General features: G+C 36.2%; 25 protein-coding genes. 5 read left to right on the forward strand and 20 right to left on the reverse strand.

Annotated features, from left to right (window positions below; translation table 11 throughout):
• Nucleotides 1–156 precede the first annotated feature (156 nt).
• The 17 genes from EKL97_RS10580 to EKL97_RS10655 form a co-directional block, all read right to left on the reverse strand.
• Nucleotides 157–678, reverse strand: coding sequence for a hypothetical protein (locus tag EKL97_RS10580; RefSeq protein WP_126568825.1), 522 nt, complete (start codon nucleotides 676–678; stop codon nucleotides 157–159).
• Complete coding sequence (locus EKL97_RS10585) at nucleotides 678–1,181, reverse strand: DUF4406 domain-containing protein (protein WP_126568826.1); 504 nt, start codon at nucleotides 1,179–1,181, stop codon at nucleotides 678–680. Before EKL97_RS10585 ends, EKL97_RS10580 begins: the two co-directional genes overlap by 1 nt.
• Nucleotides 1,181–1,411 carry a hypothetical protein gene (locus EKL97_RS10590; RefSeq protein WP_126568827.1) on the reverse strand — a complete coding sequence of 77 codons (231 nt, stop codon included), beginning with the start codon at nucleotides 1,409–1,411 and terminating at the stop codon, nucleotides 1,181–1,183. The genes EKL97_RS10585 and EKL97_RS10590 overlap by 1 nt, the downstream gene beginning before the upstream one ends.
• Nucleotides 1,412–1,520: 109 nt before the next feature.
• Nucleotides 1,521–1,742: a hypothetical protein gene (locus tag EKL97_RS10595; protein WP_126568828.1), complete on the reverse strand. Its 222-nt coding sequence runs from the start codon at nucleotides 1,740–1,742 to the stop codon at nucleotides 1,521–1,523.
• Entirely contained in the window at nucleotides 1,739–1,885 is a 147-nt protein-coding gene (locus EKL97_RS15585; protein ID WP_158614928.1) for a hypothetical protein, read from the reverse strand. The genes EKL97_RS10595 and EKL97_RS15585 overlap by 4 nt, the downstream gene beginning before the upstream one ends.
• A 284-nt stretch (nucleotides 1,886–2,169) precedes the next feature.
• Nucleotides 2,170–2,526 carry a hypothetical protein gene (locus EKL97_RS10600; protein WP_126568829.1) on the reverse strand — a complete coding sequence of 119 codons (357 nt, stop codon included), beginning with the start codon at nucleotides 2,524–2,526 and terminating at the stop codon, nucleotides 2,170–2,172.
• Entirely contained in the window at nucleotides 2,513–2,737 is a 225-nt protein-coding gene (locus tag EKL97_RS10605) for a hypothetical protein (RefSeq protein ID WP_126568830.1), read from the reverse strand. The genes EKL97_RS10600 and EKL97_RS10605 overlap by 14 nt, the downstream gene beginning before the upstream one ends.
• A 157-nt stretch (nucleotides 2,738–2,894) precedes the next feature.
• Complete coding sequence (locus EKL97_RS10610) at nucleotides 2,895–3,119, reverse strand: hypothetical protein (protein WP_126568831.1); 225 nt, start codon at nucleotides 3,117–3,119, stop codon at nucleotides 2,895–2,897.
• A gap of 4 nt (nucleotides 3,120–3,123) precedes the next feature.
• Complete coding sequence (locus tag EKL97_RS10615) at nucleotides 3,124–3,330, reverse strand: hypothetical protein (protein WP_126568832.1); 207 nt, start codon at nucleotides 3,328–3,330, stop codon at nucleotides 3,124–3,126.
• Between the two features lie 107 nt (nucleotides 3,331–3,437).
• Nucleotides 3,438–4,205: a DUF3164 family protein gene (locus EKL97_RS10620; protein WP_233588574.1), complete on the reverse strand. Its 768-nt coding sequence runs from the start codon at nucleotides 4,203–4,205 to the stop codon at nucleotides 3,438–3,440.
• Complete coding sequence (locus EKL97_RS10625) at nucleotides 4,206–4,502, reverse strand: hypothetical protein (RefSeq protein WP_126568833.1); 297 nt, start codon at nucleotides 4,500–4,502, stop codon at nucleotides 4,206–4,208. It abuts the gene before it with no gap.
• The gene (locus EKL97_RS10630; RefSeq protein ID WP_126568834.1) at nucleotides 4,499–4,681 is read right to left on the reverse strand and encodes a hypothetical protein; all 183 of its coding nucleotides are present in this window, start codon (nucleotides 4,679–4,681) and stop codon (nucleotides 4,499–4,501) included. Before EKL97_RS10630 ends, EKL97_RS10625 begins: the two co-directional genes overlap by 4 nt.
• 2 nt (nucleotides 4,682–4,683) lie before the next feature.
• Nucleotides 4,684–5,070: a hypothetical protein gene (locus EKL97_RS10635; RefSeq protein ID WP_126568835.1), complete on the reverse strand. Its 387-nt coding sequence runs from the start codon at nucleotides 5,068–5,070 to the stop codon at nucleotides 4,684–4,686.
• Nucleotides 5,071–5,072: 2 nt separating this feature from the next.
• Nucleotides 5,073–5,699 (reverse strand): hypothetical protein, encoded by a 627-nt coding sequence (locus EKL97_RS10640; RefSeq protein WP_126568836.1) that lies wholly within the window; start codon nucleotides 5,697–5,699, stop codon nucleotides 5,073–5,075.
• A complete protein-coding gene (locus tag EKL97_RS10645) occupies nucleotides 5,699–6,544 on the reverse strand; it encodes an ATP-binding protein (RefSeq protein WP_126568837.1) in 846 nt (281 codons plus the stop codon). Before EKL97_RS10645 ends, EKL97_RS10640 begins: the two co-directional genes overlap by 1 nt.
• Nucleotides 6,545–6,590: 46 nt before the next feature.
• Complete coding sequence (locus EKL97_RS10650; protein ID WP_126568838.1) at nucleotides 6,591–8,591, reverse strand: kinase; 2,001 nt, start codon at nucleotides 8,589–8,591, stop codon at nucleotides 6,591–6,593.
• Complete coding sequence (locus EKL97_RS10655; RefSeq protein WP_126568839.1) at nucleotides 8,591–8,782, reverse strand: hypothetical protein; 192 nt, start codon at nucleotides 8,780–8,782, stop codon at nucleotides 8,591–8,593. Before EKL97_RS10655 ends, EKL97_RS10650 begins: the two co-directional genes overlap by 1 nt.
• 106 nt (nucleotides 8,783–8,888) lie before the next feature.
• On the opposite strand from EKL97_RS10655, the gene EKL97_RS10660 reads away from it, so the two are divergent.
• Complete coding sequence (locus EKL97_RS10660) at nucleotides 8,889–9,584, forward strand: helix-turn-helix transcriptional regulator (protein ID WP_126568840.1); 696 nt, start codon at nucleotides 8,889–8,891, stop codon at nucleotides 9,582–9,584.
• A gap of 537 nt (nucleotides 9,585–10,121) precedes the next feature.
• Nucleotides 10,122–10,589 carry a hypothetical protein gene (locus tag EKL97_RS10665; protein WP_158614929.1) on the forward strand — a complete coding sequence of 156 codons (468 nt, stop codon included), beginning with the start codon at nucleotides 10,122–10,124 and terminating at the stop codon, nucleotides 10,587–10,589.
• A gap of 118 nt (nucleotides 10,590–10,707) precedes the next feature.
• Here EKL97_RS10665 and EKL97_RS10670 read toward each other — a convergent pair whose 3' ends face one another.
• Both EKL97_RS10670 and sucC read right to left on the reverse strand, forming a co-directional pair.
• Nucleotides 10,708–12,276: a protein adenylyltransferase SelO gene (locus EKL97_RS10670; protein ID WP_199742838.1), complete on the reverse strand. Its 1,569-nt coding sequence runs from the start codon at nucleotides 12,274–12,276 to the stop codon at nucleotides 10,708–10,710.
• 161 nt (nucleotides 12,277–12,437) lie between these two features.
• Nucleotides 12,438–13,631, reverse strand: coding sequence for an ADP-forming succinate--CoA ligase subunit beta (sucC, locus tag EKL97_RS10675; RefSeq protein ID WP_126568843.1), 1,194 nt, complete (start codon nucleotides 13,629–13,631; stop codon nucleotides 12,438–12,440).
• A 406-nt stretch (nucleotides 13,632–14,037) separates the two neighbouring features.
• Here sucC and gltB point away from each other — a divergent pair, with 406 nt between their 5' ends.
• The 3 genes from gltB to lysA all read left to right on the forward strand — a co-directional run bounded on the left by gltB (nucleotide 14,038) and on the right by lysA (nucleotide 21,399).
• Nucleotides 14,038–18,555, forward strand: coding sequence for a glutamate synthase large subunit (gltB, locus tag EKL97_RS10680; protein WP_126568844.1), 4,518 nt, complete (start codon nucleotides 14,038–14,040; stop codon nucleotides 18,553–18,555).
• A 2-nt stretch (nucleotides 18,556–18,557) separates the two neighbouring features.
• Complete coding sequence (locus EKL97_RS10685) at nucleotides 18,558–20,012, forward strand: glutamate synthase subunit beta (protein ID WP_126460164.1); 1,455 nt, start codon at nucleotides 18,558–18,560, stop codon at nucleotides 20,010–20,012.
• A gap of 169 nt (nucleotides 20,013–20,181) precedes the next feature.
• A complete protein-coding gene (gene lysA / locus EKL97_RS10690) occupies nucleotides 20,182–21,399 on the forward strand; it encodes a diaminopimelate decarboxylase (protein WP_126460160.1) in 1,218 nt (405 codons plus the stop codon).
• 338 nt (nucleotides 21,400–21,737) lie between these two features.
• Here the strand turns inward: lysA and pafA are convergent, their stop codons facing one another.
• Nucleotides 21,738–23,357 carry an alkaline phosphatase PafA gene (pafA, locus tag EKL97_RS10695; RefSeq protein WP_126460157.1) on the reverse strand — a complete coding sequence of 540 codons (1,620 nt, stop codon included), beginning with the start codon at nucleotides 23,355–23,357 and terminating at the stop codon, nucleotides 21,738–21,740.
• Nucleotides 23,358–23,644: the final 287 nt, after the last annotated feature.

Raw genomic sequence — 23,644 nt, forward strand, 5'->3', positions numbered from 1 at the left:
TTCCGCAGGGACATCGTGGCGAGGCTGTCGCTTATTGTTAATTAAAGAATTGTAAAGGATTGCTCCTTACTGAGTATTTTTGCATGACAAATGTATAAATTATTTCAACTTAAAAACAATTGTTATCAATATTTTTTATTCTTTATGCTTTTTTCTTTAAGTTCTTCTATCGGTTTTGCGTTTTGCTAAATCTGCGAGCATTGGGTTAAAATTCTTTGTTTGTACCGCTTCAGGGTATTCGTTCTCGTAATATCGTTTATTGATATAGGTGGCCATGTGACACTTTGCAATTCCGCTTGATTTCAAATAGCGTTCGTATGGAGCAAGGGAGAGAAAAAATTTAATTTTCTCGGGTTCATTCATCTTTTTAAATGACTTTTCAGCGTCTTGCTTTGCGAGCTTGTGGTTGTAGAGTAACCATCCTGCATCAAAGGATAAATCCGCTACTGACTTTTCAATTATAAATACTTTGGTGTATTTTTCTTGTTTCATCCAGACGCTTTGAATAATACTTTCGTTGGCAGGAAAATTGGCAGAAAACAACCATTTCATTTGTCCGTCATTCAATTGTCCCTCACAGATTTCAAATAGCTTTAAATTGCCGTTTAAATCGTATTTAAACAGGAATATTAATCCTATTTCTTTTCCTTTGGCTCGGTAGGTGGTTAGTTGCTCCATTAAATAATTGTTTCCAGTTCGTAGTAAATTTGTATTCCTAACTTGGTAGCCTTTCTATGTTCTATCATTGCGCCTTTGCTGTCCGTGTAGCACGGCAGCATATAAATAGCGTCGCAAAACTCCAAAGCTTCAAGGCATTTGTTCATTGCCACGTCCCAGTCTTCTTTTGGGTTATCTATGAGTTCAATTGGGTTTATGACATCAAAGCCTTTTGACTCGAGTTCGTCCTGTGCTTCTTTGAATTTGAGTGCGGTTGGTTCTGCGGGTAGTCCGGTTACTTTCCCGGCGATGTAGATTGTTTTATTCATACGAATTTTTGATTTAAGTCGGTTGTGAAAGTTTGATATTGATTTTTGTGAGTAACGTGGAAAATACAGTTCAATAAATAACAAATGATTTTTTTTAAGTTTTTCGATTTGCGCCGGTGTCTTTTGATTGTCCTCTTCTACATCATCTATAATAATATAATTTGGGCGGTTCTTTAAGTCTCTTGGCCAACTCATTAGGCTAATTTTTGGTTTAACTCATTTACAATAGAAAGTAGTGCGTTTCTATCGTATTCACTCAGTTGGAATGTGATAGGGTTTTCAAGTATCATCCCCATATAAATCTCTAAATATGATGCCTCAAAGTATTCTAATGACACTTTTAGTTTTTTCTTTTGACTAAACAGATTTGAACTGTTTTGAATTTCAATCCGTTTTTTATGAATTCTTGTCATTACTATATTCATAACACTTTGCACTATTCTCTGACTTCGAGAATTCCCATATACATTTGTTAAATAGTCTAAGGCAGTTGCCAGTGCCAAAATGTGTGTAGGTATAAGTTTTAGATCTATTTTATACATCTTTTCCAGTAGGTTTATAATCCTCAAGCGGACAGTTATCAGGTATTGTTAGTGTGTGTTGTGAAATATCCCCTGTTTGACTTTGGGCAATCAAAAAATGAGGAGCATCAGGAAACATACATATTGCAAAACTGCTTTTGCTTTCTCGGCGGTTATCTGCGATAACGCAGAATTCACACTCGTTACATTCGGTTATTACTTTAGCTATTTTCATGCGCAGTCCGTTTTAGGTTTTTCTAATTCATCGCCACATTCAGTGCAAATTAGTACTGTTTTTTCGCAGGTGGCTATACTTTCTAGTACTTTTATTTCGGCGATGTCATGAGGACAAATGACCGTGATGCTATACTTTTCCATCTGCAAAGTCTTTTGAAAAGCAGTATTTAGCATGGCAATATTTTGTGCACTGGTTAACATCGGAGCAGTCACATTTTGGATACTTTGATGTCCACTTTTTTTTCTTTGGTTCTGGTTGTCCTAAAAGCCTACCCAACATAAAAACTCCTAGTAAGACTATAACTAAAAAGAACCATGCGACAGGGTTATTGATTATCTCCATGTTGTTTCATTTGGGCAGCATCTTTTACCGCCGTTTAACTTTTTTTGAGTGCTGTAGAATATTGAGTTTAAAAACTTTTTCATTATTTATATTTTGATTTTACGATGCCTTTGAAAGCTTCAATTATTTTCGAAACCTCTTCCGGTTTCATATCTTTTAATGGCATTTTAACCGGTGATTTATCACTCTTAAGAAAATCGCTCAGTCTGTTGATGTCTGGAACTTCGCCCCATTTGCCATTGGGTACCACCCATTGCGCTTGACGGAGTAGTGAGAGGATTGTTTTGTGCTGTTGGTTATTTTTATCGAATAAACCCCAGTTGCTTTTGCCGTGGCCTCTGCCACCTTGTACAATGGTTTGCAGTTGCTTTTTGGGTGCGTTGTAGTCGTCTATTGCGGAACCCTGTCCCTCGTACACGTATGCTTTAGTTGCTGTCATTATCTATTCTTGTTTTTTCTTCTGTAATGAGTGAGTCAATCATTCTAGTCCGCTCATCATAATCTAAATCTTTCTTCACGTCCATTAAGTCTTTTAAATAGCCGAGTTTTGCCTTTCTCAAATCATATTGCTCAATTTCGAGCTCAACGTTTGATTTTTTACAGCCTAATAATAAAATGGTGGCTGTGATAGTAATTATTACTTTTTTCATTTTTTTGTTGTTTTAAATTTGCTCCCGAGGCAGGATTCGAACCTGCTTTTGATGGTGCCTTGACATAACGGGTGGCGGGCTGCATCAATATTTAAAAAAGCCTATTGTCCCTTTCAGCTAGCTTTTATTCTCCAAGACACTCGGGAAACCGAATTAACTAACCTGAAAAATTTTGTGAAACGATTGTAATTCTAATTCCGGCACCTGAGCGCTTCATATTTACCTTTCCTAGTTTCATTAGTTTTCTCAACTGCTTATGCTTTAAATTGAAATTATGTGTAAATCCAGTTGTAATCTTGCCATCTTCTACAGATGAGCCTCCCTTAAATACGCCAACTATTTTGGCTATTTTTTCCTGATGTTTTTCGATCTCTTTTTGCATTTTTTTATCCTTTATAAGTTGCTTTTGTGTGTTTTTTGAACCTCTTGTTTTTAATGATTAGCTTTTCATAATTCCGAAAAGCTTGATGTTGCCTTGCGGTCAAATCCGCTTTACAAGACCAGTTTCCTAGACTGTCTTTATAAATCACGTGGCCGTTCAAATCGTAGCTTTCGTGGTCAATTATTGGCGTTATGGTTATTTCTGTTTTCATATTGTTTAAAGGTGGTTCTTATCTTAAATCGAAGCCATAACACATATTCAACGATGGCTTTCCCGTTGAGCACTATTAGCAGGATTGCTAATAGTGCCGTTACTGAATTACTCTGGTGCATTGGTTTCTGCAATTACTTCGTTGTAAAACTCAAACTTGTAGCCTTTAGAAAAATCAACCGCCGACATGGACAAAGGGATTGGCGTTTTGTTTTTGTTTTCGTCAATCAGTGCCGCTTCAACGAACCAAACGGAGCGCACTGGCTTGTATGATTTACTTATGATGTCAACACCATCGGTAAACTCTTCATCACTGAATTTGGCAGTTAATTTTTGCAGCTCTAAAACTCGACTGCCTTTCAGATTTCCTTTAGCGTCTTTTTTCAAAAGGTTAAAAACCATATCAACCAAAGCAGCGGTTTCGGTATCTTTTGCAAGCGAGCTAATGTATTTTTCTACTTTAGCAATACCGGCGTTTACCGTATCGTCCCAACCGTCCGTAATTCGGTAGCCTATTTGCACTTCGCCACCTTCAAAGGAGAACGTGTGGGACTGCTGTTTTTCTTTGATTCCGTAAACCTCCGCTTTAAGTTTTAGGATATTTTCGAAGTACTGAAACGCTTCTGTTTTGGCATTCGATAATGTTTCTGAGGCTAAGCATAGTTTAAAAATGGCTTTCGGTACCGTTTGCTCCACAAGTTCTTTGTAAGCGTTGCGGTCATCTTCTTTTTTGGCCTCTAATTTTGCCAAAGCTTCTTTTAATTGTTTCGCAGAAAACGCTGCTAATTGTCCTGCATTGGCGATTGAATTTGGTGCTTCCATTGTTGCTGTACTCATAATTATTGCTTCTTTTAATGTTATATTATTGATTTCCATTTATTTTAAAATTATATCGGAGGAAAAACCGGCCCATCCGGTGGCCTGTATTTTTTCGATGGTAAACTTGATTTTTGCCTCAATTGCAACCGGTATTTTATACTCCCTGACTTCGTGGCTAAATGTTTCGTTGTTGGCGTGGCTTAATTGCGATAGCAGTGCGCCACGCTCTTGATTGATGCAGATGCGCTCCCCAACTTTGAATACATGAATGCGACCTTGTTTTTGCAAATCCGAGCAATACACGAGTACGTTATGTAAATCTTCTAATCGTTGATATATGTCTTCGTTACTCATTTGCTGTGGAAATTATGGTTTCTAATGTCGAAGGTGTCACGCTCGTAGGTTCTACCTAGTTGTTGTTCTTTTAGCTTGCGCAAATCCGTTTCTATTATTATCCGGTTGGCGTGGTTGGGATTGTCTCTTAACCATTGCTCTAGCTCTGCTATTTTATTTTTTCGATGCTGTGGGGTCATTGTTAATTTTGATTGAATGTTAGACTTGGGATTTTTACACCGTGAACTTTGAGGTAACTCACCGCTCTTGTTTTTTTGATTTCCTGCAGTAGTGCTGTTGGGCGTATGTTGAACATGCCATACGTACAGTCGTTATAAAAAGTTTGATAATCCTTTACTGGAATGTTATCATCATAGCGCTGTGTCATGGTGGCAAACTTTTCCTCACATTTTGCATATTCCATTAAATACCATTTATTGACTGCCGAGTTTGCTATTACTTTTTGAAATTCTCTAGCGTTAATGGTTACGCTTTCGCACCATCTTGCGTATGATCCAAAAATCATGTTTTCGTAATCCTCAGCAGTCATTTGTAATTTTTGAGCGGTGGTTGTTGTTTTTGTACTCATGGCTATTTTATTTTTAAATCAAATTGGGCGGCTCCTTGCTCCCAAATGGTATAGGGTTCCTTATCTCCTCCAAGGCGACTTAAACACATCGCCCGGTAACCTTCAACTCTGATTTTGACATCAGCATCATATTTCACAAACTTGGCAAGTGATCCCTCCGGGTTCTTACCATCTGCATGGCTTATGAAAATGAACAACTTATTATGAAACTCCTCCTTTAGAAGTTTGTACTCCTTTTTATTGAGTCCGGTGTACTGCAATGAATCAATGAAAATAATGTCTGGCGATTTCTTGCGCCTCAGTCGCTCTTTCAAGTCGTCTATTCCTTCCCGGTTGCCTATTGTAAATCTGGTTTTCACTTCCTGCATGTTCTGGGCTACGATGGCATTTTGCATGGACTTTCGTGCGCCCTCTTCCAGTGTATTGTAAAAAACTTTTCCTGATAGCGTTAGGGCTTTTGCTAATTGAAGACTGAAACCCGTTTTACCGTTAAAGCTCTCACCCCATATAATCCAAATCCCTGAGCATTCTGGTGTCCCTAACAACTTTTTAAATTCGGGCGGTAAGTCTAATTCTTTGAACTTCTTTTTTGTTATTTCGTCAACCGAAACGGCTCTTTTTACTGCCATTAAACTCTGTTTTTTACAGCGTGAATTTTTCGTTTTACTCTTCTTAGGTCACATTCTGAATCGTTGAATATTTCCTTGATATCCTTTGTGCTTTCTACTCCGTTTGCAATGCATATTTGGGTAACATCATTGTAGTTAACTCCTTTAAGCTCTATGAACTTTCGACCGATACGAGAGTTGATTTCTTTGTATCCTTTGCGGTTGAGTTTGATTCCCTTGCTTATTCTTTTTGAAAGGTGATCTGTTGCACAAAGAATGATTCCGCAGTGGTCTTCCAGTCTATTATATAAAGTGATAAAGAAGTAAAGCACGGTGTCCGGAAGCTTGTCCGCTTCATCCAAAATGATAAGCGGGTTTTGTTGTGATTTCAGTTTCTTTACGATTTCGTTCATCATTTCGGCAACCGTAAAACCGCTATAATCAACACCCATTGAAGTTAGAAGTTGCACCAGGAACTCTTTACGGTTCCAGTACTCAGCACAGCTCAATAAATAGGCGTTTTTATTGTCAGACACGTAAAGGTCAAAGCTCTTAGACTTACCGGAACCTGCATCACCGGTCATGGCAAAAACATTGGCGTTTTGTTGTGCATCTGTCAAGAACTTTGAAATGATTTTAAAGTCAGTTGTTTCAACAAAAACCCATTCTTTAGAACTGTGTCCTATTTGTGATGCAACCGTTCTCCACATTTTATCTGAGATACTTTCCCAGTTGTTATTCATAATTTGAGAAAGCAAAGCGGCAGAAACATCATTTAATGAATTAGCGGCTTTGTTTTGGCTTCCCTTTTGATTGATAAAAAGGGCTAGTTTTTCTTGTACTTGTTTTTTGAAATCAGTTGTCATACTTTTGTTTTTTAAAATTTTGGTGAATTCGGGCTGCAACCCGTTTTTACATTAATTGAGTATAATCAAACTCTTGATCATCCTCTGTGAGAACCGCTTCGCTTAATTTCTTTTGATACTGAGCGATGTCGGTTTTTTCTTTTTTAACTCTCTTGGAGTTGACACCTTTTAGTTTTGGGTTTTTGAATCCGTAACTTTCGGCAGTCATGTTGTGTTTTTGTAGGTTCGCTTCCGCTTTTTCCTCCGTTGCAATTCGTATTTTCTTAGTGGCTTCGATTTGGTCTCTGTAATATTGAGCCTCCCAATCTTCTTGCTCTTGCTGTCCTCTGTGTATTTCTACTTTCGTTTCGGCAGCTCTCACAAATTTTAATCCTAGTGGCGTTTTCTTATAGAGATAGATCAAACTCATATCGTCCGGGTCAAACTTGATGTGAAACTTTTGGCTCACATTTTCAATATGCCATTCCTGGTCTATGGCTCTTGAATTTTCTTGGTAGACTACATATTCATATTGAACTGTTTTTTCTTTGAAGCTAATCCCGCTAGAGTGGCACTGTATTGGTAGGTTTCTCTCAATCCAAAAGAAGTCAACCATTTGAAACGGCGTTACTTTTGGGCAGTCCGGGTTTTCACTGTCAAAATACATTTCAATACGTGGTAAGCCTGTTTTTGGGTGCGGTGCCTGATTCCATTCGGTACGCTTTTGCTCGTATTGTGCTTTTAGTTGGGCAAACGTTGGTAACATTTCAGTATTCGCAAGAACAAACTCCATGTTAGCATGGCTCGAAACTTTTTTCGATGTGATATTTTGCCCAGAATAGTTTGGTAATTGTGCTAGAAACTGAGTTTGGAATCTTCCGAATGCGCTCTCAATCGTTTTCGATTTACCATTATAAGGCTGTGTTTTAATGGCTAAATGGCTAATTTTATCAAAGAAACCACCTGAGTGAAGCTTCTTGTTACCGGCACCGTTATCCAGTGATATTTGGTAAGGCCTGTGTTCTGAAACTTGAATTGCCATTTTGAAAGCTTGGTAACCTGCCTCGTAATCTTCCTTTTCTGAAATGTGATATCCTAAGAATACTTCGCTGTACGCATCCATAACCTCGTACACATTTATAGTTTTCATTTTACCGCTTGCATCCTGATAGTAAAGATTTATTTTGGTACCATCTGAATACCAAAGTGAATCTCTCATGGATGGCAAAGCCGTTTTGAATGACATGGTAAACTTTTCTTTGAATTTCAATTCTCCAAAACGGTACCCGTACCATAATGGCTCAATCTTAGGATCTGTTAGGAAGTTAATAAGCGATTGCTCTGACTTAATCATTTTCCATTCTTGCTCTTCCGCTTCGGTATTGTATTCTTTCAAAAGTTGGTTATAATTTGCTACACGTTTTACACGGTCACACCAACGAGCCAAAACAAATGACTTGGCATCATCGTTAATTTTCTCCGCATTTTTAGAACCAAAGGCTTTGTGTATAAAAACCCCGTAACCATCGTTTAAGTACTGTTTAACCTTGTCTCTAAGTATTCTTTGGTTTCTTGGAAGTGAGTGCGGATAAGTATGTTTTGGCAATTCTGAAACTACCTCTGCAATGCGTTCCCAAACATTCACTTTAGAACCTGCTAATGCTTTTCGTTGTGCTAATTTTGAATTAACGATAGTATTGATTGCATTTGCGATTGAAGCGTTACAGCAATACTCTTTAATGTTTTTCTCTGGGAGTGCCTCGCCGCTGTCAAGCGTATAGTTTCTAAAAAATTCATACGCTTTTTGATCGTCAAGGATATAATCAGTAAATGTGATAGTCGTCACCTTTGCGTAAGGATCTCCGGCTAGTTCAATTACTTTATTTTTTATATCTGATCTCATGGTGTCAAATTGTATTAGTGCTTTACGGCCATTACCGCCTGTCGTCATTTTTTTGAGGTGGCCTCTTGAACATAGTTGCTTATAATTAGGCTCGCTAATTATTCCGCTTTCTACAATCCAAGAGGCTTGTACACAAAGGATATTATTTTGATAGTATTCAAACATTATGATTCTTGGTTAGGTTCAAAAATTTCCAACATATTTTTTGCGTCCAATAGAATAGCTTTTGCTAAATCTGATTTATCCTCACGTTCGCCTTTTAAAACAAGAGTTATATAAGTGGCAGTACAGTCGTGTTTAACCGCTAGAGCTGACTTATTTATTTTTTTTCTTTGTGCTTTTGTAAAGTGCTCCATTTTTTCGTTAGCTTTGTTTTAAATTCTGAACAAATATCGAAACAAGTTTCGAAATAAAAAAATATATTCGAAAGTTTTTTCGAAAGTATTTTATAATGCTTTATAAATGAGTTCTATAAATAAGAAAATTGACGACATAGCTAACGAGCACTACGCAGGCAACAATTCCGCCTTTGCTAAAGTTATGGGTACAAGTGAGGCTAATATTCGTAATTACCGTAAGGAAACGATGCCAAAACTCGAATTCGTGGTAAAACTTAGAGAGATATTCGAAATAAGTTTCGATTATTTATTATCAGATTACGTAGACCCGGCTAAATCTAAAATAGGCGAGCCTAGCACGATCTATAAATTGAAAACTGATAGATCAATAAAGGATCAAAGAGTACCTTTATATGACATTGAGGCGACAGCCGGAATGGTAGAGTTATTCAGGAATAAAAACGGCAAAACAAAACCAGTAGATTTTATTTCAATACCAAATCTTCCAAAATGCGATGGTGCAATTTATGTCACAGGCGACAGTATGTATCCGTTATTAAAGAGTGGCGATATCGTAATGTACAAAGAGCTCAACAACTCTATAGATAATATTTTCTTTGGTGAAATGTATCTATTATCAATCAATATGGACGGTGAGGAATTTGTAACGGTAAAGTGGATTCACAAATCTGATAAAGGCGATGATTTTATAAAAATAGTTTCGCAAAATAGCCATCATCAGGCAAAGGATGTTCATCTTAAAAACATAAAAGCCTTAGCACTAATAAAAGCATCAATAAGGATCAATTCCATGAGTTAATTATTTTTTTCAACTGATTTCACAGGCTAAAACCTTGTAAGCCCTTGTAAATAGGGCTTTTTTTGTTTCTGTACACTAAAAAGTTAAGGCATTAAGTACACACTTAAACGCTTTTTTAGTTACTTTTTAAATGTTTTTATGTTTTAAGATTACTTATATATACTAACATTTACTAATATTTGTAACCCCAACTGTAACCCCAACTGTAACTGCAAAGTAATAATTAGATTTTTTTACATTTATTCATTGAGTCCATTTACAAAGTGTTTAAACAATCCTTTTAAAGCGTTTAAATAGTATTTAAACGGCAAAAAATAACCCCCATTTAGTAATAAAATGGGGGTTTTAGCTATATTTGGCCGGGTTAATAGTAGTAAGGCGTTTAAAGCGTTTAAAAATGATACTAGCGATGGTAGTCCAATGGTAGTAAACGGTAGATAAATGCACCTTTTAATTTTGGAGTGTTTTAGACCTTTTTTATCGTTAAGTATTGATTTTATTGAGTTTTTCGACCTTTTTTATATTACTTACTTATGTATGTTTTATTTTATAGCCCTTACAGCTATGTTTTTTGATTCAATTTTAATGCCTGTAAATATGATGGAATATTTTGACCCAAATGAAATTGAATCTGTGAATGTAATCAAAAAAGACACTACAATAAATGCTGTTTTGTATCATGGCCAACTTTATATTGCTTCTAAAAACCCCAAGAAATATGATTTTATAGGTTTAGACCAAATTAAATCTGAATTCACAAAAATCAAAAGTAATGATGTCATTTATATGGTAAACGGAACATTAATAAAAGACAATACTGATACTTTCAAAGTAGACCGAAACTATATTTTGGAGGTTGAAGTCACCAATACAGAAGCACATTACAATCTAAGAAAAAGTGACACCAAATTTGACATTATAAACATTTTGGGAAAAACCAAAGAAAATTTAGAAAATAAAAATAATATTTTAATAAGAGGTCAAGAGGTAATTGGTGTTAAATAGATTTTAAAAAAAACATTAAATGACTGTGCTTTGTGAATACCAATATATTTAATTTTATTTAAAAGATGTAGTTTGGCAACTACAGGACATACCTAATTTAATATTTTTTAAACCATTTTTAAGAACTACAGCTTAACATAGAACACCCCACTTTATCTCTGGCCCAATCGGGTCTTTTGGCAAACCACTTTTGAAAATTTGGTTGTTCATCATACGGCTTTTTAAGCATTTCGAATAATTCGTTTAGCAACGAATAATCTCCTTTATCCGCGTCATCAATACACAATTGTGCCATATAATTCCGCAATACATATTTTGGGTTCACGGCATTCATTTGATTTTTTCTTTCTGTATCCAAAAGTATTTCTTCATTGATTCGAATGCTGTATTTCTCCAACCAATCGTACCAATCTTTCAAGACCGTTTCATTTAAATCCTTTTCATTGTAAAAAGCGTCTTTTATTGAACCGAAAGCGGTAATTGCAAGATCAGCTTTAGTAACATCACTCAGATTTCTAAAGAAAATCGTCATATCTGTTTCTACCCGTTCCAGCAATTGGGTCAAACTCTGAATCAAAACAATATCGGATTCTTTTTTAATTTGGAAACCGAGTTTATTTCGCATCATATCCAAATACTCCTTTTCGTATTCCGTACTAAAAGCGTCCAAAATAGTTTCAAGTGGTTTGGCCTCATGAATTAAAGGATACAACGCATTCGCCAATTGATACAAATTCCAGAGTGCAATTTCAGGTTGATTGCCAAAACGGTATCTTTTATGTTGACTGTCCGTTGTATTAGGTGTCCAGCCGGAATTATAATCTTCCAACCAACCGTAAGGCCCATAATCAATCGTGATCCCGTGAATAGACATATTATCAGTATTCATAACGCCATGAACGAAACCAACGCGTTGCCAGTGTACAATCATTTTAAGTGTAGTTCGGGTTACTTCCTGAAAAAAGGCGAGATATTTTTCGATACCTTCCCCTTGAATGTGAGGAAAATGATGTTTGATCGTAAAATCAGCCAGTAATTTGAGATTAACATGATCTTCTCGAGAAGCAAACATTTCGAAACTACCAAAACGGATAAATGACGGAGCCACTCTGCAAACGATAGCGCCTTTTTCATAGGCAGGATTTCCATTATACATTACATCGCGCAATACCTGATCGCCTGAAAGCATAAGCGATAGCGAACGTGTTGTGGGAACACCTAAATAATGCATGGCTTCAGCGCATAAATGTTCCCGTATGGAAGAACGCAATACCGCAAAACCATCTGCAGTTCTGGAATATGGAGTTGGACCTGCTCCTTTTAGTTGTAAAGTATATATCTTATTTTCACGAATAACTTCGGTGAGATTGATGGCGCGACCATCTCCCAATTGTCCGGCCCAATTCCCAAATTGATGTCCGGCATAACACAAGGCAAAAGGATTTGTTTCCGGATAAATGGTGCTTCCTGAAAAAATGTGCAAAAAATCAGCTGAAAGTAGGTCTTCATCAGAAATGCCAATGGCATGAGCCACTTCATTAGAAGCATGAATTAGTGATGGGTTGGATGGTTTTTTGGGCAACACATACGAATATGCCGATTGCTGAACCTGTCTTGGTGTATTGATTTCAATGGGGTCAGCCGGCAATTCAGAAGTGAAATTATTTTTTATGTGGAGTTTCATAATACTAAAAAACATTAAAAACAAAGATAATTGTTATAAGCCAGAAAACTTTGCACTTTCGATTATTATTATGATTTGTTCGGTCAAAATAATTAAAAATTAATCCAAAAAAAATCCTGTTTGCCGCAGCAAACAGGATTTTTCAATATATAACAATTTTCTAATTAAGAAAGTGCAGCTTTTACTTGATCTGCAGCTTCTTGAAATTCAACAGCAGATAAAATTGGCATTCCTGAATTATCAATTAATTCTTTTGCAATAGCTGCATTGGTACCTTGTAAACGAACAATGATAGGCACTTTAATGGCATCTCCCATATTTTTGTATGCATCAACAACTCCTTGCGCCACACGGTCACAACGAACGATTCCACCAAAAATATTAATCAAAATAGCTTTTACATTTGGATCTTTTAAGATAATACGGAAAGCAGTTTCAACACGTTTTGCATCAGCAGTTCCACCTACGTCAAGGAAATTAGCAGGTTCAAAACCAGCATATTTAATTAAATCCATAGTTGCCATCGCTAAACCAGCTCCGTTCACCATACATCCTACTGTACCGTCAAGATCTACATAGTTCAAACCTACTTCTTTTGCTTCCACTTCGATTGGGTTTTCCTCACGAACGTCACGCATATCAGCATATTTCTTTTGTCTGTATAAAGCATTATCATCGATATTTACTTTAGCATCTACAGCCATAATTTTATTGTCAGATGTTTTCAAAACCGGATTGATTTCAAACATCGACGCATCAGAACCTATGTACGCATTGTACAAAGAATCGATGAATTTAACCATTTCTTTGAAAGCATTTCCAGAAAGACCTAAGTTAAAAGCAATTCTTCTGGTTTGAAAACCTTGCAGTCCAACAGAAGGATCCACTTCTTCGGTAAAAATTAAATGTGGGGTGTGCTCCGCAACTTCTTCAATATCCATTCCACCTTCAGTAGAATACATAATCATGTTACGACCTGTAGCTCTATTCAATAAAACAGAAACATAAAACTCAGAAGTTTCACTTTCACCAGGATAATAAACATCTTCAGCGATTAAAACTTTATGTACTTTCTTACCTTCCGCAGAAGTTTGTGGTGTAACTAATTGCATTCCGATGATTTGTTCTGCAATTTCTTCTACTTGTTGTAAGTTTTTTGCTAGTTTAACTCCACCACCTTTTCCGCGTCCACCTGCATGAACTTGGGCTTTTACAACATACCAACTTGTACCAGTTTCGGTAGTTAATTGTTTAGCAGCAGCAACCGCTTCTACTGGACTATTAGCAACGATTCCGCGTTGAATGCGAACCCCGTAACTAGCTAAAATCTCTTTTCCTTGATATTCGTGTATGTTCATAATATAGAATTTGTCTGGATTCTGAATTTATTCCAGAATAAAAGTGCCACAAAAATAGCAAAATTAAACGTAACTGTTATTTTTTTTTTGATTTAAATGGTGTCTAAATTTCAATAGTCCAAACGAAACTACAACTCCTTTCAAAATAAAAAAATATAAAGATTAACTCCAAATTTGTTATAAATTCAAAAGCAAAATGATCAGTAAAATATTTCTTTCAAAACTATCAATCCATCGGCTTCTATTTGGTTTTCTCGTTGTAGAAAAATCAAATCGAATGCGTTAAAATCCTATTATTATGTTTTATTTAACCTTTTTCTACTATAACTGTAAAAACAAGCCGTTTTTAACTTTTACACCTATTATATGTTACTAAATCTTTAATTTTGTATAAAAAATATTAAGCATGAAAGTTAAAGAACAAGGCCTTTATTTGCCCGAATTTGAACACGACAATTGCGGAGCAGGATTCATTTGTAATCTAAATGGAATCAAATCAAATGATATTATACACAAAGCATTGGATATTCTAATCAAATTAGAACATCGGGGTGCGGTGAGTTCAGATGGCAGAACGGGAGATGGAGCGGGAATATTATTTGATATCCCTCATGATTTTTTTAAGAAAGTTTGTGATTTTGAAATCCCCGAGACAAAACAATATGCCGTAGGAATGGTCTTTATGCCCAAAAGTAAAAACCAAGTTGTTTTTTGTAAAACGACTTTCGAAACTTCGATACGCGATCAAAATTTAGAAATATTAGGATGGAGAGACGTACCGGTTGATGCCACTAATTTAGGACGAATTGCCGGTGAGAAAGAACCAACCGTGAAACAAGTGTTTGTGGGTAAAAAAGGCTTAGACCTAACGGAACAACAATTTAATGCTAAATTATTTGCAGCGAGAAAAATTGCAGAACATGCGATCCAAAATTCAAGGATTTCAGAAAGCCACATGTTCTATTTTTCCAGTTGTTCCACCACCACAATCATCTATAAAGGATTATTGATGCCGGAAGACATCAGTAGGTATTATACGGATTTATTAGATGACGATTTGGTAACCCGATTAGCTTTGGTTCATCAACGTTTTTCTACCAACACATTCCCATCTTGGGAATTAGCGCAACCGTTCCGTTACATGTGCCACAATGGTGAGATCAATACACTACGTGGTAATATTAGTCGCATGCGTGCTCGTGAGGAATTGATGAAGAGTGATGTTTTTGGTGACGATATCAAAAAATTATTTCCAATCATTTTAGAAGGAAAATCAGATTCTGCTTCAATGGATATGGTAATTGAACTGTTATTGATGACGGGCCGCTCCTTGCCGGAAGCTATGATGATGGTTGTCCCTGAGGCGTGGGAAAAACACCAGACGATGTCCGCCGATAAAAAAGCTTTTTACGAATACAATGCTTGCATCATGGAACCTTGGGATGGCCCAGCCTCTATTCCTTTTACTGATGGTAATGTTATTGGTGCTTTGTTAGATAGAAATGGATTGCGTCCATCTCGTTATACATTGACTAAAAGTGGTTTCGTAATTATGTCTTCAGAAATTGGTGTTCTTGATATTAAACCCGAAGATGTAGTGCAACATGGTCGTTTAGAACCCGGAAAAATGTTTCTCGTGGACATGAATGAAGGCCGGATTATAGAAGATGACGAGATCAAAAATGCAATTGTCACAAAACGTCCTTATCAGCAATGGCTGGATGAAAATTTAGTACAATTATCTCAAATACCGTATACTCATAATCAAATTCCTGTAGAAAATATTGATTTTGAGACCAGACAAAGACTCTTTGGATATACACTAGAAGACTTAAAGACCATCATAAATCCTATGGGAATCCAAGGGGCAGAGGCATTAAGTTCTATGGGAAATGATACTCCTTTAGCGGTTTTGTCAGATCAGCCACAGCTTTTGTACAACTATTTCAAACAGTTATTTGCTCAGGTTACCAATCCACCATTAGATGGTATTCGCGAAGAAATCATTACTGATATTAGCCTGGCTATTGGGGGAGATTATAACATATTTGACATTGTTCCAAAACATTGTAAGAAACTAAAAATTCAAAATCCAGTAATCTCAAATGAGGATTTAGATAAAGTAAAAAATATTGATCATGCTGATTTCAAATCAGTAACAATTACAACTTTATACGACATCGAAAAAGGAGTAAATGGTTTAGAACGCGCTTTAGAAAGAGCAGTTCAAGCTACTTTCAAAGCCGTTTCTGAAGGGTGTAATATTGTAATCATTTCGGATAGAGGAGTAAGCGAAAAAATGGCTCCAATCCCAATGCTATTGGCTTGTTCCTATATTCATCATTCGATGAACATCCTGAAATCTCGTTCTAAGTTTGGAATCATCATTGAATCTGCAGAACCACGAGAGCCGCATCATTTTGCCTTATTATTTGGTTATGGTGCCAGTGCAATCAATCCTTATATGGTGAATGAAATTATTCACAACCAGGTAAATGAAGGTTTCATTACTGGTATTAAAGCAGATTACGCCATTAAAAATTACAATAAGGCGATTGCAAAAGGGATCCTGAAAATCATGAATAAAATTGGTATCTCTACGCTACATTCGTACAGAGCAGCACAGATATTTGAAATTTTGGGATTAAATAAAACATTCACTTCTAAATATTTTCCCTACACTCCTTCCAGAATTGAAGGAATTGGTCTAATGGAAATCGAAAAAGAAATCAAAAAAAGATACCAGAAAGCTTTTCCAAATTCGAAAGTGAGTAATTTACTGCCTCTGGAAATTGGCGGAATTTACAGATGGAGAAGATCAGGAGAAAAACACATGTTTAATCCAACAACGATTTCTAAATTACAACAAGCGGTACGTTTAAATAGTCCTGAAAGTTATAAGGAATACTCTGATATGGTTAATGACCAAAGTGAAAATCTAATGACAATTAGAGGTTTGTTTGAGTTCAATAATCTGGATCCTATTTCAATTGATGAAGTCGAACCTTGGACCGAAATTGTAAAAAAATTCAAAACTGGAGCCATGTCCTATGGTTCAATCAGTCAGGAAGCCCATGAAAATCTAGCAATTGCTATGAATAGAATTGGTGGAAAAAGCAACTCTGGAGAAGGTGGAGAAGATCCAAAACGATTCCAAAAAGACTTAAATGGAGATTCTAGAAATAGTGCTATCAAGCAAGTTGCCTCCGGAAGATTTGGAGTGTCTATCAACTATTTGACGAATGCCAAAGAGATTCAAATAAAAATGGCTCAAGGGGCAAAGCCCGGAGAGGGTGGTCAATTACCCGGCGAAAAAGTAGTGCCTTGGATTGCCGAAGTACGAAATTCTACGCCTTATGTTGGATTAATTTCACCGCCGCCACACCACGATATTTATTCTATTGAAGATTTATCCCAATTAATTTTTGATCTGAAAAATGCCAATCGTGAAGCCAGAATTAATGTAAAATTAGTTTCAGAAGTGGGCGTTGGAACGATCGCTGCCGGTGTTGCCAAAGCAAAAGCCGATGTGATTTTGATTTCAGGATACGATGGAGGAACTGGAGCTGCACCATTAACTTCACTACAACACACCGGTATTCCATGGGAACTTGGCCTTGCCGAAGCACAACAGACCTTAATCTTGAATGATTTAAGAAGCCGTGTCGTATTAGAATGTGACGGACAATTGAAAACAGGACGTGATGTAGCTATTGCAGCTTTACTTGGAGCTGAAGAATTTGGATTTGCGACTGCTCCTTTAGTCGCATCCGGTTGTATTATGATGAGAGCCTGTCACTTGAACACCTGCCCCGTAGGTATTGCGACACAAGATCCAGAACTGAGAAAAAATTTCAAAGGAACACCGGAACATATTATTAACTTTATGTATTTTATTGCTGAGGAGTTAAGAGAAATCATGGCGCAACTTGGATACAGAACCTTAAAGGAAATGGTGGGTCAATCTCAAAAATTAAATGTCAATAAAGCCATCAAGCATTATAAAGCCAGCGGATTAGATTTATCGGCTATTTTGTACAAACCTGAAAAAGCAAAAGAGGTTCCAAACCACAATACTACAACACAAGATCACGCACTAGAACACGTGCTTGACTTTGACATCATAAAAGCCGCTATTCCATCCATTTACAGGAAAGAGAAAACGAGAGTTACATTTGATATTAAAAATACAGATCGTTCCGTTGGCGCTATATTGAGTAATGAAATTTCAAAAATATATGGTGCACAAGGATTACCAGATGATACCATATTGGTAGATTTCACAGGTTCAGCAGGTCAAAGTTTTGGTGCTTTTGCAACTAATGGCTTGTCCTTTAAAATACATGGAAACTGTAATGATTATTTAGGAAAAGGACTTTCTGGTGCAAAACTAATTATCAAAGTCCCACCCGCTGCCACATTCAAGCCAGAGGAGAATATTATCATTGGTAACGTGGCGCTCTATGGAGCAATCACCGGCGAAGCCTATATCAACGGAATGGCTGGAGAACGTTTTTGCGTGAGAAATTCTGGAGCAACAGCTGTTGTGGAAGGAATTGGAGATCATGGTTGTGAATACATGACTGGAGGAACTGTAATCGTATTAGGAAAAACAGGACGAAATTTTGCAGCTGGAATGAGCGGTGGTATTGCGTATGTTTTTGATCCAAATAAAAAATTCGATGCTACCTTATGCAATATGGAAATGGTCGCATTTGAAACATTGGTTGCAGAAGATTTTACCAAATTAAAACATTTGATAAAAAATCATTCTATGTACACCAATAGTCCTTTAGCAAAAAGAATCCTTGAAGATTGGGAAAACCAACGCAACCATTTTGTCAAAGTGATGCCTACTGATTACAAAAAAGCATTAGAAAGATTAGCCGAAGAAAAACAAATTGAAGAACTACTAGCACTATAGTTATGGGAAAGATAGGAGGATTTAAAGAATATACTAGAACGGATGAAAGCACTATACTAGTTAAAGAGCGTGTATCAAATTACAATGAGTTTACAATTCAGTTAGAAAAAGATAAAATTAAAGAACAAGGATCCAGGTGTATGGATTGTGGGATTCCATTTTGTCACAGCGCCTGTCCGTTGGGAAATTTAATTCCTGATTTTAACGATATGGTGCATCAGGAAGAATGGGAAAGTGCCTTGAAAATATTACAATCAACCAATAATTTTCCTGAATTTACGGGTCGTTTATGCCCCGCTCCATGTGAAAAGTCATGTGTTTTAGGAATTATAAGTGAGCCAGTAGCAATTGAAAATATTGAAAAAAATATTATCGAAAGAGGTTTTGCTGAAGGTTGGATCAAACCACAACCTCCAGAAGTTAGAACAGGAAAAACAGTCGCCGTTATTGGCTCCGGTCCTGCTGGATTAGCAGCAGCACAACAGTTAAATCGTGCAGGACACACCGTTACCGTTTTTGAAAGAGACAACGCCATTGGTGGATTACTACGTTACGGAATTCCAAATTTCAAATTAGAAAAAGGAATTATCGACAGACGTGTTACTGTTTTAGAAGCTGAAGGAATCACTTTTAAAACGAATATAAATGTTGGCGTAAACTATAGTGTTGAAGAATTGAATGCTTTTGATTCAATCGTATTATGCGGTGGCGCCACAGAAAGAAGAAGTTTACCTACCAAAGGAATAGAAAGTCAAGGAGTGGTGCAGGCAATGACTTTCTTGACACAACAAACTAAATCACTATATGGTGAAGTAATTCCAGGTCAAATAATGGCTACCGGTAAGGATGTGATCGTTATAGGTGGCGGAGATACTGGTTCTGATTGTGTGGGAACATCAAACAGACACGGAGCTAAATCAGTGACTAATTTTGAGATTTTACCTAAACCACCCGTTGGAAGAAGTGAAACTACCCCTTGGCCGTTTTGGCCATTGCAATTAAAAACGTCCTCTTCACATGAAGAAGGGTGTAATAGAAACTGGTTGATCAATACCAAAGAATTCATTTCTAATGAAAGCGGCCAACTTGTAGGTTTAAAAACCGTTGAAGTGGCTTGGAAAATGACACCGGGACAAAGACCTGAATTGATAGAAAAAGAAGGTTCAGAAAAAATTTGGCCATGTGATTTAGCTTTATTGGCACTGGGATTTACGGGTCCTGAAAAAACATTAAGTGATCAATTAGGATTAGAAACTGATATGAGAAGCAATTATAAAGCAACAAATTATCAAACGAATGTTCCTCATATATTTACTGCAGGTGACATGCGAAGAGGACAATCTTTAATTGTATGGGCAATATCTGAAGGTCGAGAGGCAGCCAGAGAAGTTGATAAATACTTGATGGGGTATACCAATTTACCTACCAAAGGAAATGGTGATTTACCCAACTTATAATTCTTGCTACCATTTTGTAACCCTTGACAGAAAAATTTGTCAAGGGTTATTTTTTTTTAAATCAACAATAGATGTTCAAATTATAACTTTTTGTTATAATTTGTTAGAATTCAGTTATTAGCTTGTAGGACTAAATAAAGAGTAATAAATTTGCTGAAAATTAATAACCATGCAATCAAAAGACTTACTACAATTAGCAGAACAATTTGGCAGTCCAATATACGTTTATGATGCCGAAAAAATACAATCTCAATACAATAGATTAACTAAAGCTTTTTCTAAAGTAGATACGTTACGCATCAATTATGCCATGAAAGCATTGTCAAATGTTGCAATACTCCAATTATTAAAGGATATGGGAGCTGGTCTAGATACCGTTTCTATTCAAGAAGTACTATTAGGCCTTCATGCCGGTTATGCACCCGAAAAAATATTTTATACTCCAAACGGAGTTTCTCTCGAAGAAATTGAAGAAGTAAACGCGATGGGAGTTCAAATAAATATTGATAATTTATCAATATTAGAACAATTTGGGACTAAACATCCTAACGTACCTGTTTGCATTCGAATCAATCCACACGTAATGGCTGGTGGAAATACGAATATTTCTGTAGGACATATCGATAGTAAATTTGGAATCTCGATTCATCAATTGCCACACCTTGTTCGTATTGTAGAAAACACCAAAATGAATATTGTAGGCATTCACATGCACACTGGTTCTGATATTTTAGACATCGAAGTCTTTTTATATGCTGCCGAAATATTATTTGATGCGGCTAAAAACTTCAAAAATCTTGAATTCCTAGACTTTGGAAGTGGATTTAAAGTGCCATATAAAAAAGACGATATCGAAACGGACATCGAAGAATTAGGCAAAAAACTATCCAAAAGATTCAATGCGTTTTGTACTGAATATGGAAAAGAATTAACCTTGATATTTGAGCCCGGCAAATTTTTAGTTAGCGAGGCTGGCTTCTTTTTAGCTAAAGTTAATGTAGTAAAACAAACCACTTCGACTGTTTTTGCTGGAATAGACAGTGGTTTTAATCACCTTATCAGACCAATGTTGTACGGATCGCAACATCATATCGAAAACATCTCTAACCCCAAAGGAAAAGAACGTTTTTACTCCGTAGTAGGATACATTTGTGAAACGGATACTTTTGCAAACAACAGAAGGATTTCAGAAATCAAAGAAGGGGATATTTTATGTTTTAGAAACGCCGGAGCCTACTGCTTCTCAATGGCATCAAATTACAACTCCAGATACAAGCCAGCAGAGGTTTTATGGCTAAATGGGGAAGGCCATTTAATCCGTGCCCGCGAGAGTTTTGAAGATTTACTTAAAAACCAGATTCCGTTACCCATAGCAGCGACAGTCTAAAACAGGAATCCCATTTGTCCATGCAAATGGGATTTTTTTATTATTAACCCATAGCAATTTGAAACCTGTTTCATTCCAAAAAAATAATCAATCCTTAACATACTGCGTGAAGTAGTTTCTTTACATTTGGAATTCTTACAAAAAAAAGAAACAATGAATAGACGGAAATTTTTCAAGAATGGTTCTTTATTTGCAATTGGCGCAACTGTACTAAATCCTTTTGAAGGCAATGCACAAAATAAATTTTAGCATAAACAAGACTCTGAAAATCCTGTAAAATAAAAAACGCCCGTCTTTATCGTAAAGACGGGCGTTTTATTATTAAACTCGACTTAGGTTTATTTATCGTCATCTAAAAGTGTGTCTAACACTTCAGACTCCGTACCATTTGGAAAAGGAATTTTTAGCATTTGTGAAAGTGTAGGAGCAATTTGCGTAATATACTTTTTAGCATGCAACTCCCCTTTAGGAACTTTCCAACCATAAAAAAGCAACGGTACATGAGTATCATAGCTATTAAGTGTTCCGTGCGTAGTTCCGGTAGCTTGATACTGCATGTAACCCGCCTTATCTAACACCACAATTTCACCATTTTGTCTCGGATCATATCCCTTAGAAATAAAACTCAAAAAATAATCATCTCCGGAAGAAGCTAAAATTTCTTCCTCAGTATACACTCTTTTAACTTGCTCCTGTGTCATCAAAAACGTCTTAAAACTTTGTTTTACAACATTCATATCCAATCCTTTATTCTTAATAATTTCTGTATTAAAAAACAGATTAAAATTAGAATAATCCAAAACTAAATCAGCACCGAAACTTTCGTTAGAAAACTTTTTCAATGCTGCAACAATATCTTTAGAAGGTATATTTTTTACATTGTATTTATTATCTTTTAAATAATTTGGATTTTCGGCGCCTGCATGATCAGCAGTCAAAAAAAGCAAATAATTATCTTTTCCAACCGTTTTATCTAAGTAGGTTAAAAACTGAGCAATAGTCTCATCTAAACGTAAATAAGTATCTTGCAACTCCATAGAACGAGGCCCAAAAGTGTGACCAACATAATCAGTAGAAGAGAAACTAACAGTCAAAAAATCTGTTATATCATCTTTTCCGAGGGATTCATTTTCTATAGCTTTCATCGCCAAGTCAGCTAAAATATCATTGCCAAAAGGAGTAGAACGTAAAATATCAGCCCCTTTTTCTTTATAAATTTCTTTCAAATCATAAGGAAAAACAGGTCTTTTAGTTTTATCCAATTTTCCTTCATATGGATTATCATCTGCAAGACTTTCATTATAAGTAGCAACCGGCTTAAATAAATCCCAGCCTCTATTGATATAATTCATATATCGTTTTTCTTCATTGAATTCTGTAACCCAATCCGGTAATGCTAAACCATAAAAAGTACTTGAAATAAAGGCTCCTGTTTTACTGTACCAAAAAGCCCAATTGGCAAAGTGACCTGCTGGTAAAATGGCACCACGATCTTTGATACTCAACCCGATTACTTTGCCTTCAAAATTTGTTGCCATTCTTAATTCATCAGTGATAGTAGTGCTTAAAAGGTTTTTTGGAGACATAGCCCCCTCATTTTCTAAACCATCCCCAACTGTTTTCACAGAGGCATCGTCAGTGCAATACAAATCCTTTCCTGTCGCTTTATTAAACCAATCATTCCCTACAATGCCATGAGTAGATGGTGTAGCTCCAGTAAAAATACTGGCATGACCAGGGGCAGTATAGGTGGGTACAAAATTATAATGCATGTTATGAAAAGTGTACCCCTTATCCATTAATCTTTTAAATCCATTTGATGAAAAATCATCCGAAAAACGATATAAATATTCCATTTTCATTTGATCCACAACGATACCAACTACTAATTTGGGTCTTTGTTGCGCTTGCAAATTTGACATAAGAATAAAGACACAAAACAAAAATATTTTTTTCATAATAAAAATTTTAATGTTACAAAAGTACATTTTTGATTTCGAAAAAACTTAACTATGGAAAATCTACAGATAAATTTAACGGTAACATAACCATTACAATCCTAGTAGCATGAAAACAAGTCAATAAAATTCTCAAACTATTAAAAAACTAATTTAATTAAAAAAATCTCGTTAAAAAAACTGCACCATAATAATAGAAATGGACATTAACAAAGAAAGGCGACGAACCGAGCCCGCAGGGCGAACACGTGGTATCTATAAACAAAAGAACCCCAGTCTTTTCAGAC

The organism is Flavobacterium sp. LS1P28, from assembly GCF_003970335.1.
Classification (GTDB): domain Bacteria; phylum Bacteroidota; class Bacteroidia; order Flavobacteriales; family Flavobacteriaceae; genus Flavobacterium.

Excerpts from the sequence above, each read along its gene's own strand:
- EKL97_RS10655 (WP_126568839.1), bottom strand. The coding sequence starts at position 8,782 with ATGGAGCACTTTACAAAAGCACAAAGAAAAAAAATAAATAAGTCAGCT.
- EKL97_RS10660 (WP_126568840.1), top strand. The coding sequence starts at position 8,889 with ATGAGTTCTATAAATAAGAAAATTGACGACATAGCTAACGAGCACTAC.
- EKL97_RS10585 (WP_126568826.1), bottom strand. The coding sequence starts at position 1,181 with ATGAGTTGGCCAAGAGACTTAAAGAACCGCCCAAATTATATTATTATA.
- EKL97_RS10650 (WP_126568838.1), bottom strand. The coding sequence starts at position 8,591 with ATGTTTGAATACTATCAAAATAATATCCTTTGTGTACAAGCCTCTTGG.
- EKL97_RS10665 (WP_158614929.1), top strand. The coding sequence starts at position 10,122 with ATGTTTTATTTTATAGCCCTTACAGCTATGTTTTTTGATTCAATTTTA.
- EKL97_RS10580 (WP_126568825.1), bottom strand. The coding sequence starts at position 678 with ATGGAGCAACTAACCACCTACCGAGCCAAAGGAAAAGAAATAGGATTA.
- EKL97_RS10685 (WP_126460164.1), top strand. The coding sequence starts at position 18,558 with ATGGGAAAGATAGGAGGATTTAAAGAATATACTAGAACGGATGAAAGC.
- EKL97_RS10625 (WP_126568833.1), bottom strand. The coding sequence starts at position 4,502 with ATGAGTAACGAAGACATATATCAACGATTAGAAGATTTACATAACGTA.
- EKL97_RS10645 (WP_126568837.1), bottom strand. The coding sequence starts at position 6,544 with ATGACAACTGATTTCAAAAAACAAGTACAAGAAAAACTAGCCCTTTTT.
- EKL97_RS10635 (WP_126568835.1), bottom strand. The coding sequence starts at position 5,070 with ATGAGTACAAAAACAACAACCACCGCTCAAAAATTACAAATGACTGCT.
- sucC (WP_126568843.1), bottom strand. The coding sequence starts at position 13,631 with ATGAACATACACGAATATCAAGGAAAAGAGATTTTAGCTAGTTACGGG.
- pafA (WP_126460157.1), bottom strand. The coding sequence starts at position 23,357 with ATGAAAAAAATATTTTTGTTTTGTGTCTTTATTCTTATGTCAAATTTG.
- lysA (WP_126460160.1), top strand. The coding sequence starts at position 20,182 with ATGCAATCAAAAGACTTACTACAATTAGCAGAACAATTTGGCAGTCCA.
- EKL97_RS10620 (WP_233588574.1), bottom strand. The coding sequence starts at position 4,205 with ATGGAAATCAATAATATAACATTAAAAGAAGCAATAATTATGAGTACA.
- EKL97_RS10610 (WP_126568831.1), bottom strand. The coding sequence starts at position 3,119 with ATGCAAAAAGAGATCGAAAAACATCAGGAAAAAATAGCCAAAATAGTT.
- EKL97_RS10600 (WP_126568829.1), bottom strand. The coding sequence starts at position 2,526 with ATGACAGCAACTAAAGCATACGTGTACGAGGGACAGGGTTCCGCAATA.
- EKL97_RS15585 (WP_158614928.1), bottom strand. The coding sequence starts at position 1,885 with ATGGAAAAGTATAGCATCACGGTCATTTGTCCTCATGACATCGCCGAA.
- gltB (WP_126568844.1), top strand. The coding sequence starts at position 14,038 with ATGAAAGTTAAAGAACAAGGCCTTTATTTGCCCGAATTTGAACACGAC.
- EKL97_RS10630 (WP_126568834.1), bottom strand. The coding sequence starts at position 4,681 with ATGACCCCACAGCATCGAAAAAATAAAATAGCAGAGCTAGAGCAATGG.
- EKL97_RS10615 (WP_126568832.1), bottom strand. The coding sequence starts at position 3,330 with ATGAAAACAGAAATAACCATAACGCCAATAATTGACCACGAAAGCTAC.
- EKL97_RS10605 (WP_126568830.1), bottom strand. The coding sequence starts at position 2,737 with ATGAAAAAAGTAATAATTACTATCACAGCCACCATTTTATTATTAGGC.
- EKL97_RS10595 (WP_126568828.1), bottom strand. The coding sequence starts at position 1,742 with ATGAAAATAGCTAAAGTAATAACCGAATGTAACGAGTGTGAATTCTGC.
- EKL97_RS10590 (WP_126568827.1), bottom strand. The coding sequence starts at position 1,411 with ATGAATATAGTAATGACAAGAATTCATAAAAAACGGATTGAAATTCAA.
- EKL97_RS10640 (WP_126568836.1), bottom strand. The coding sequence starts at position 5,699 with ATGGCAGTAAAAAGAGCCGTTTCGGTTGACGAAATAACAAAAAAGAAG.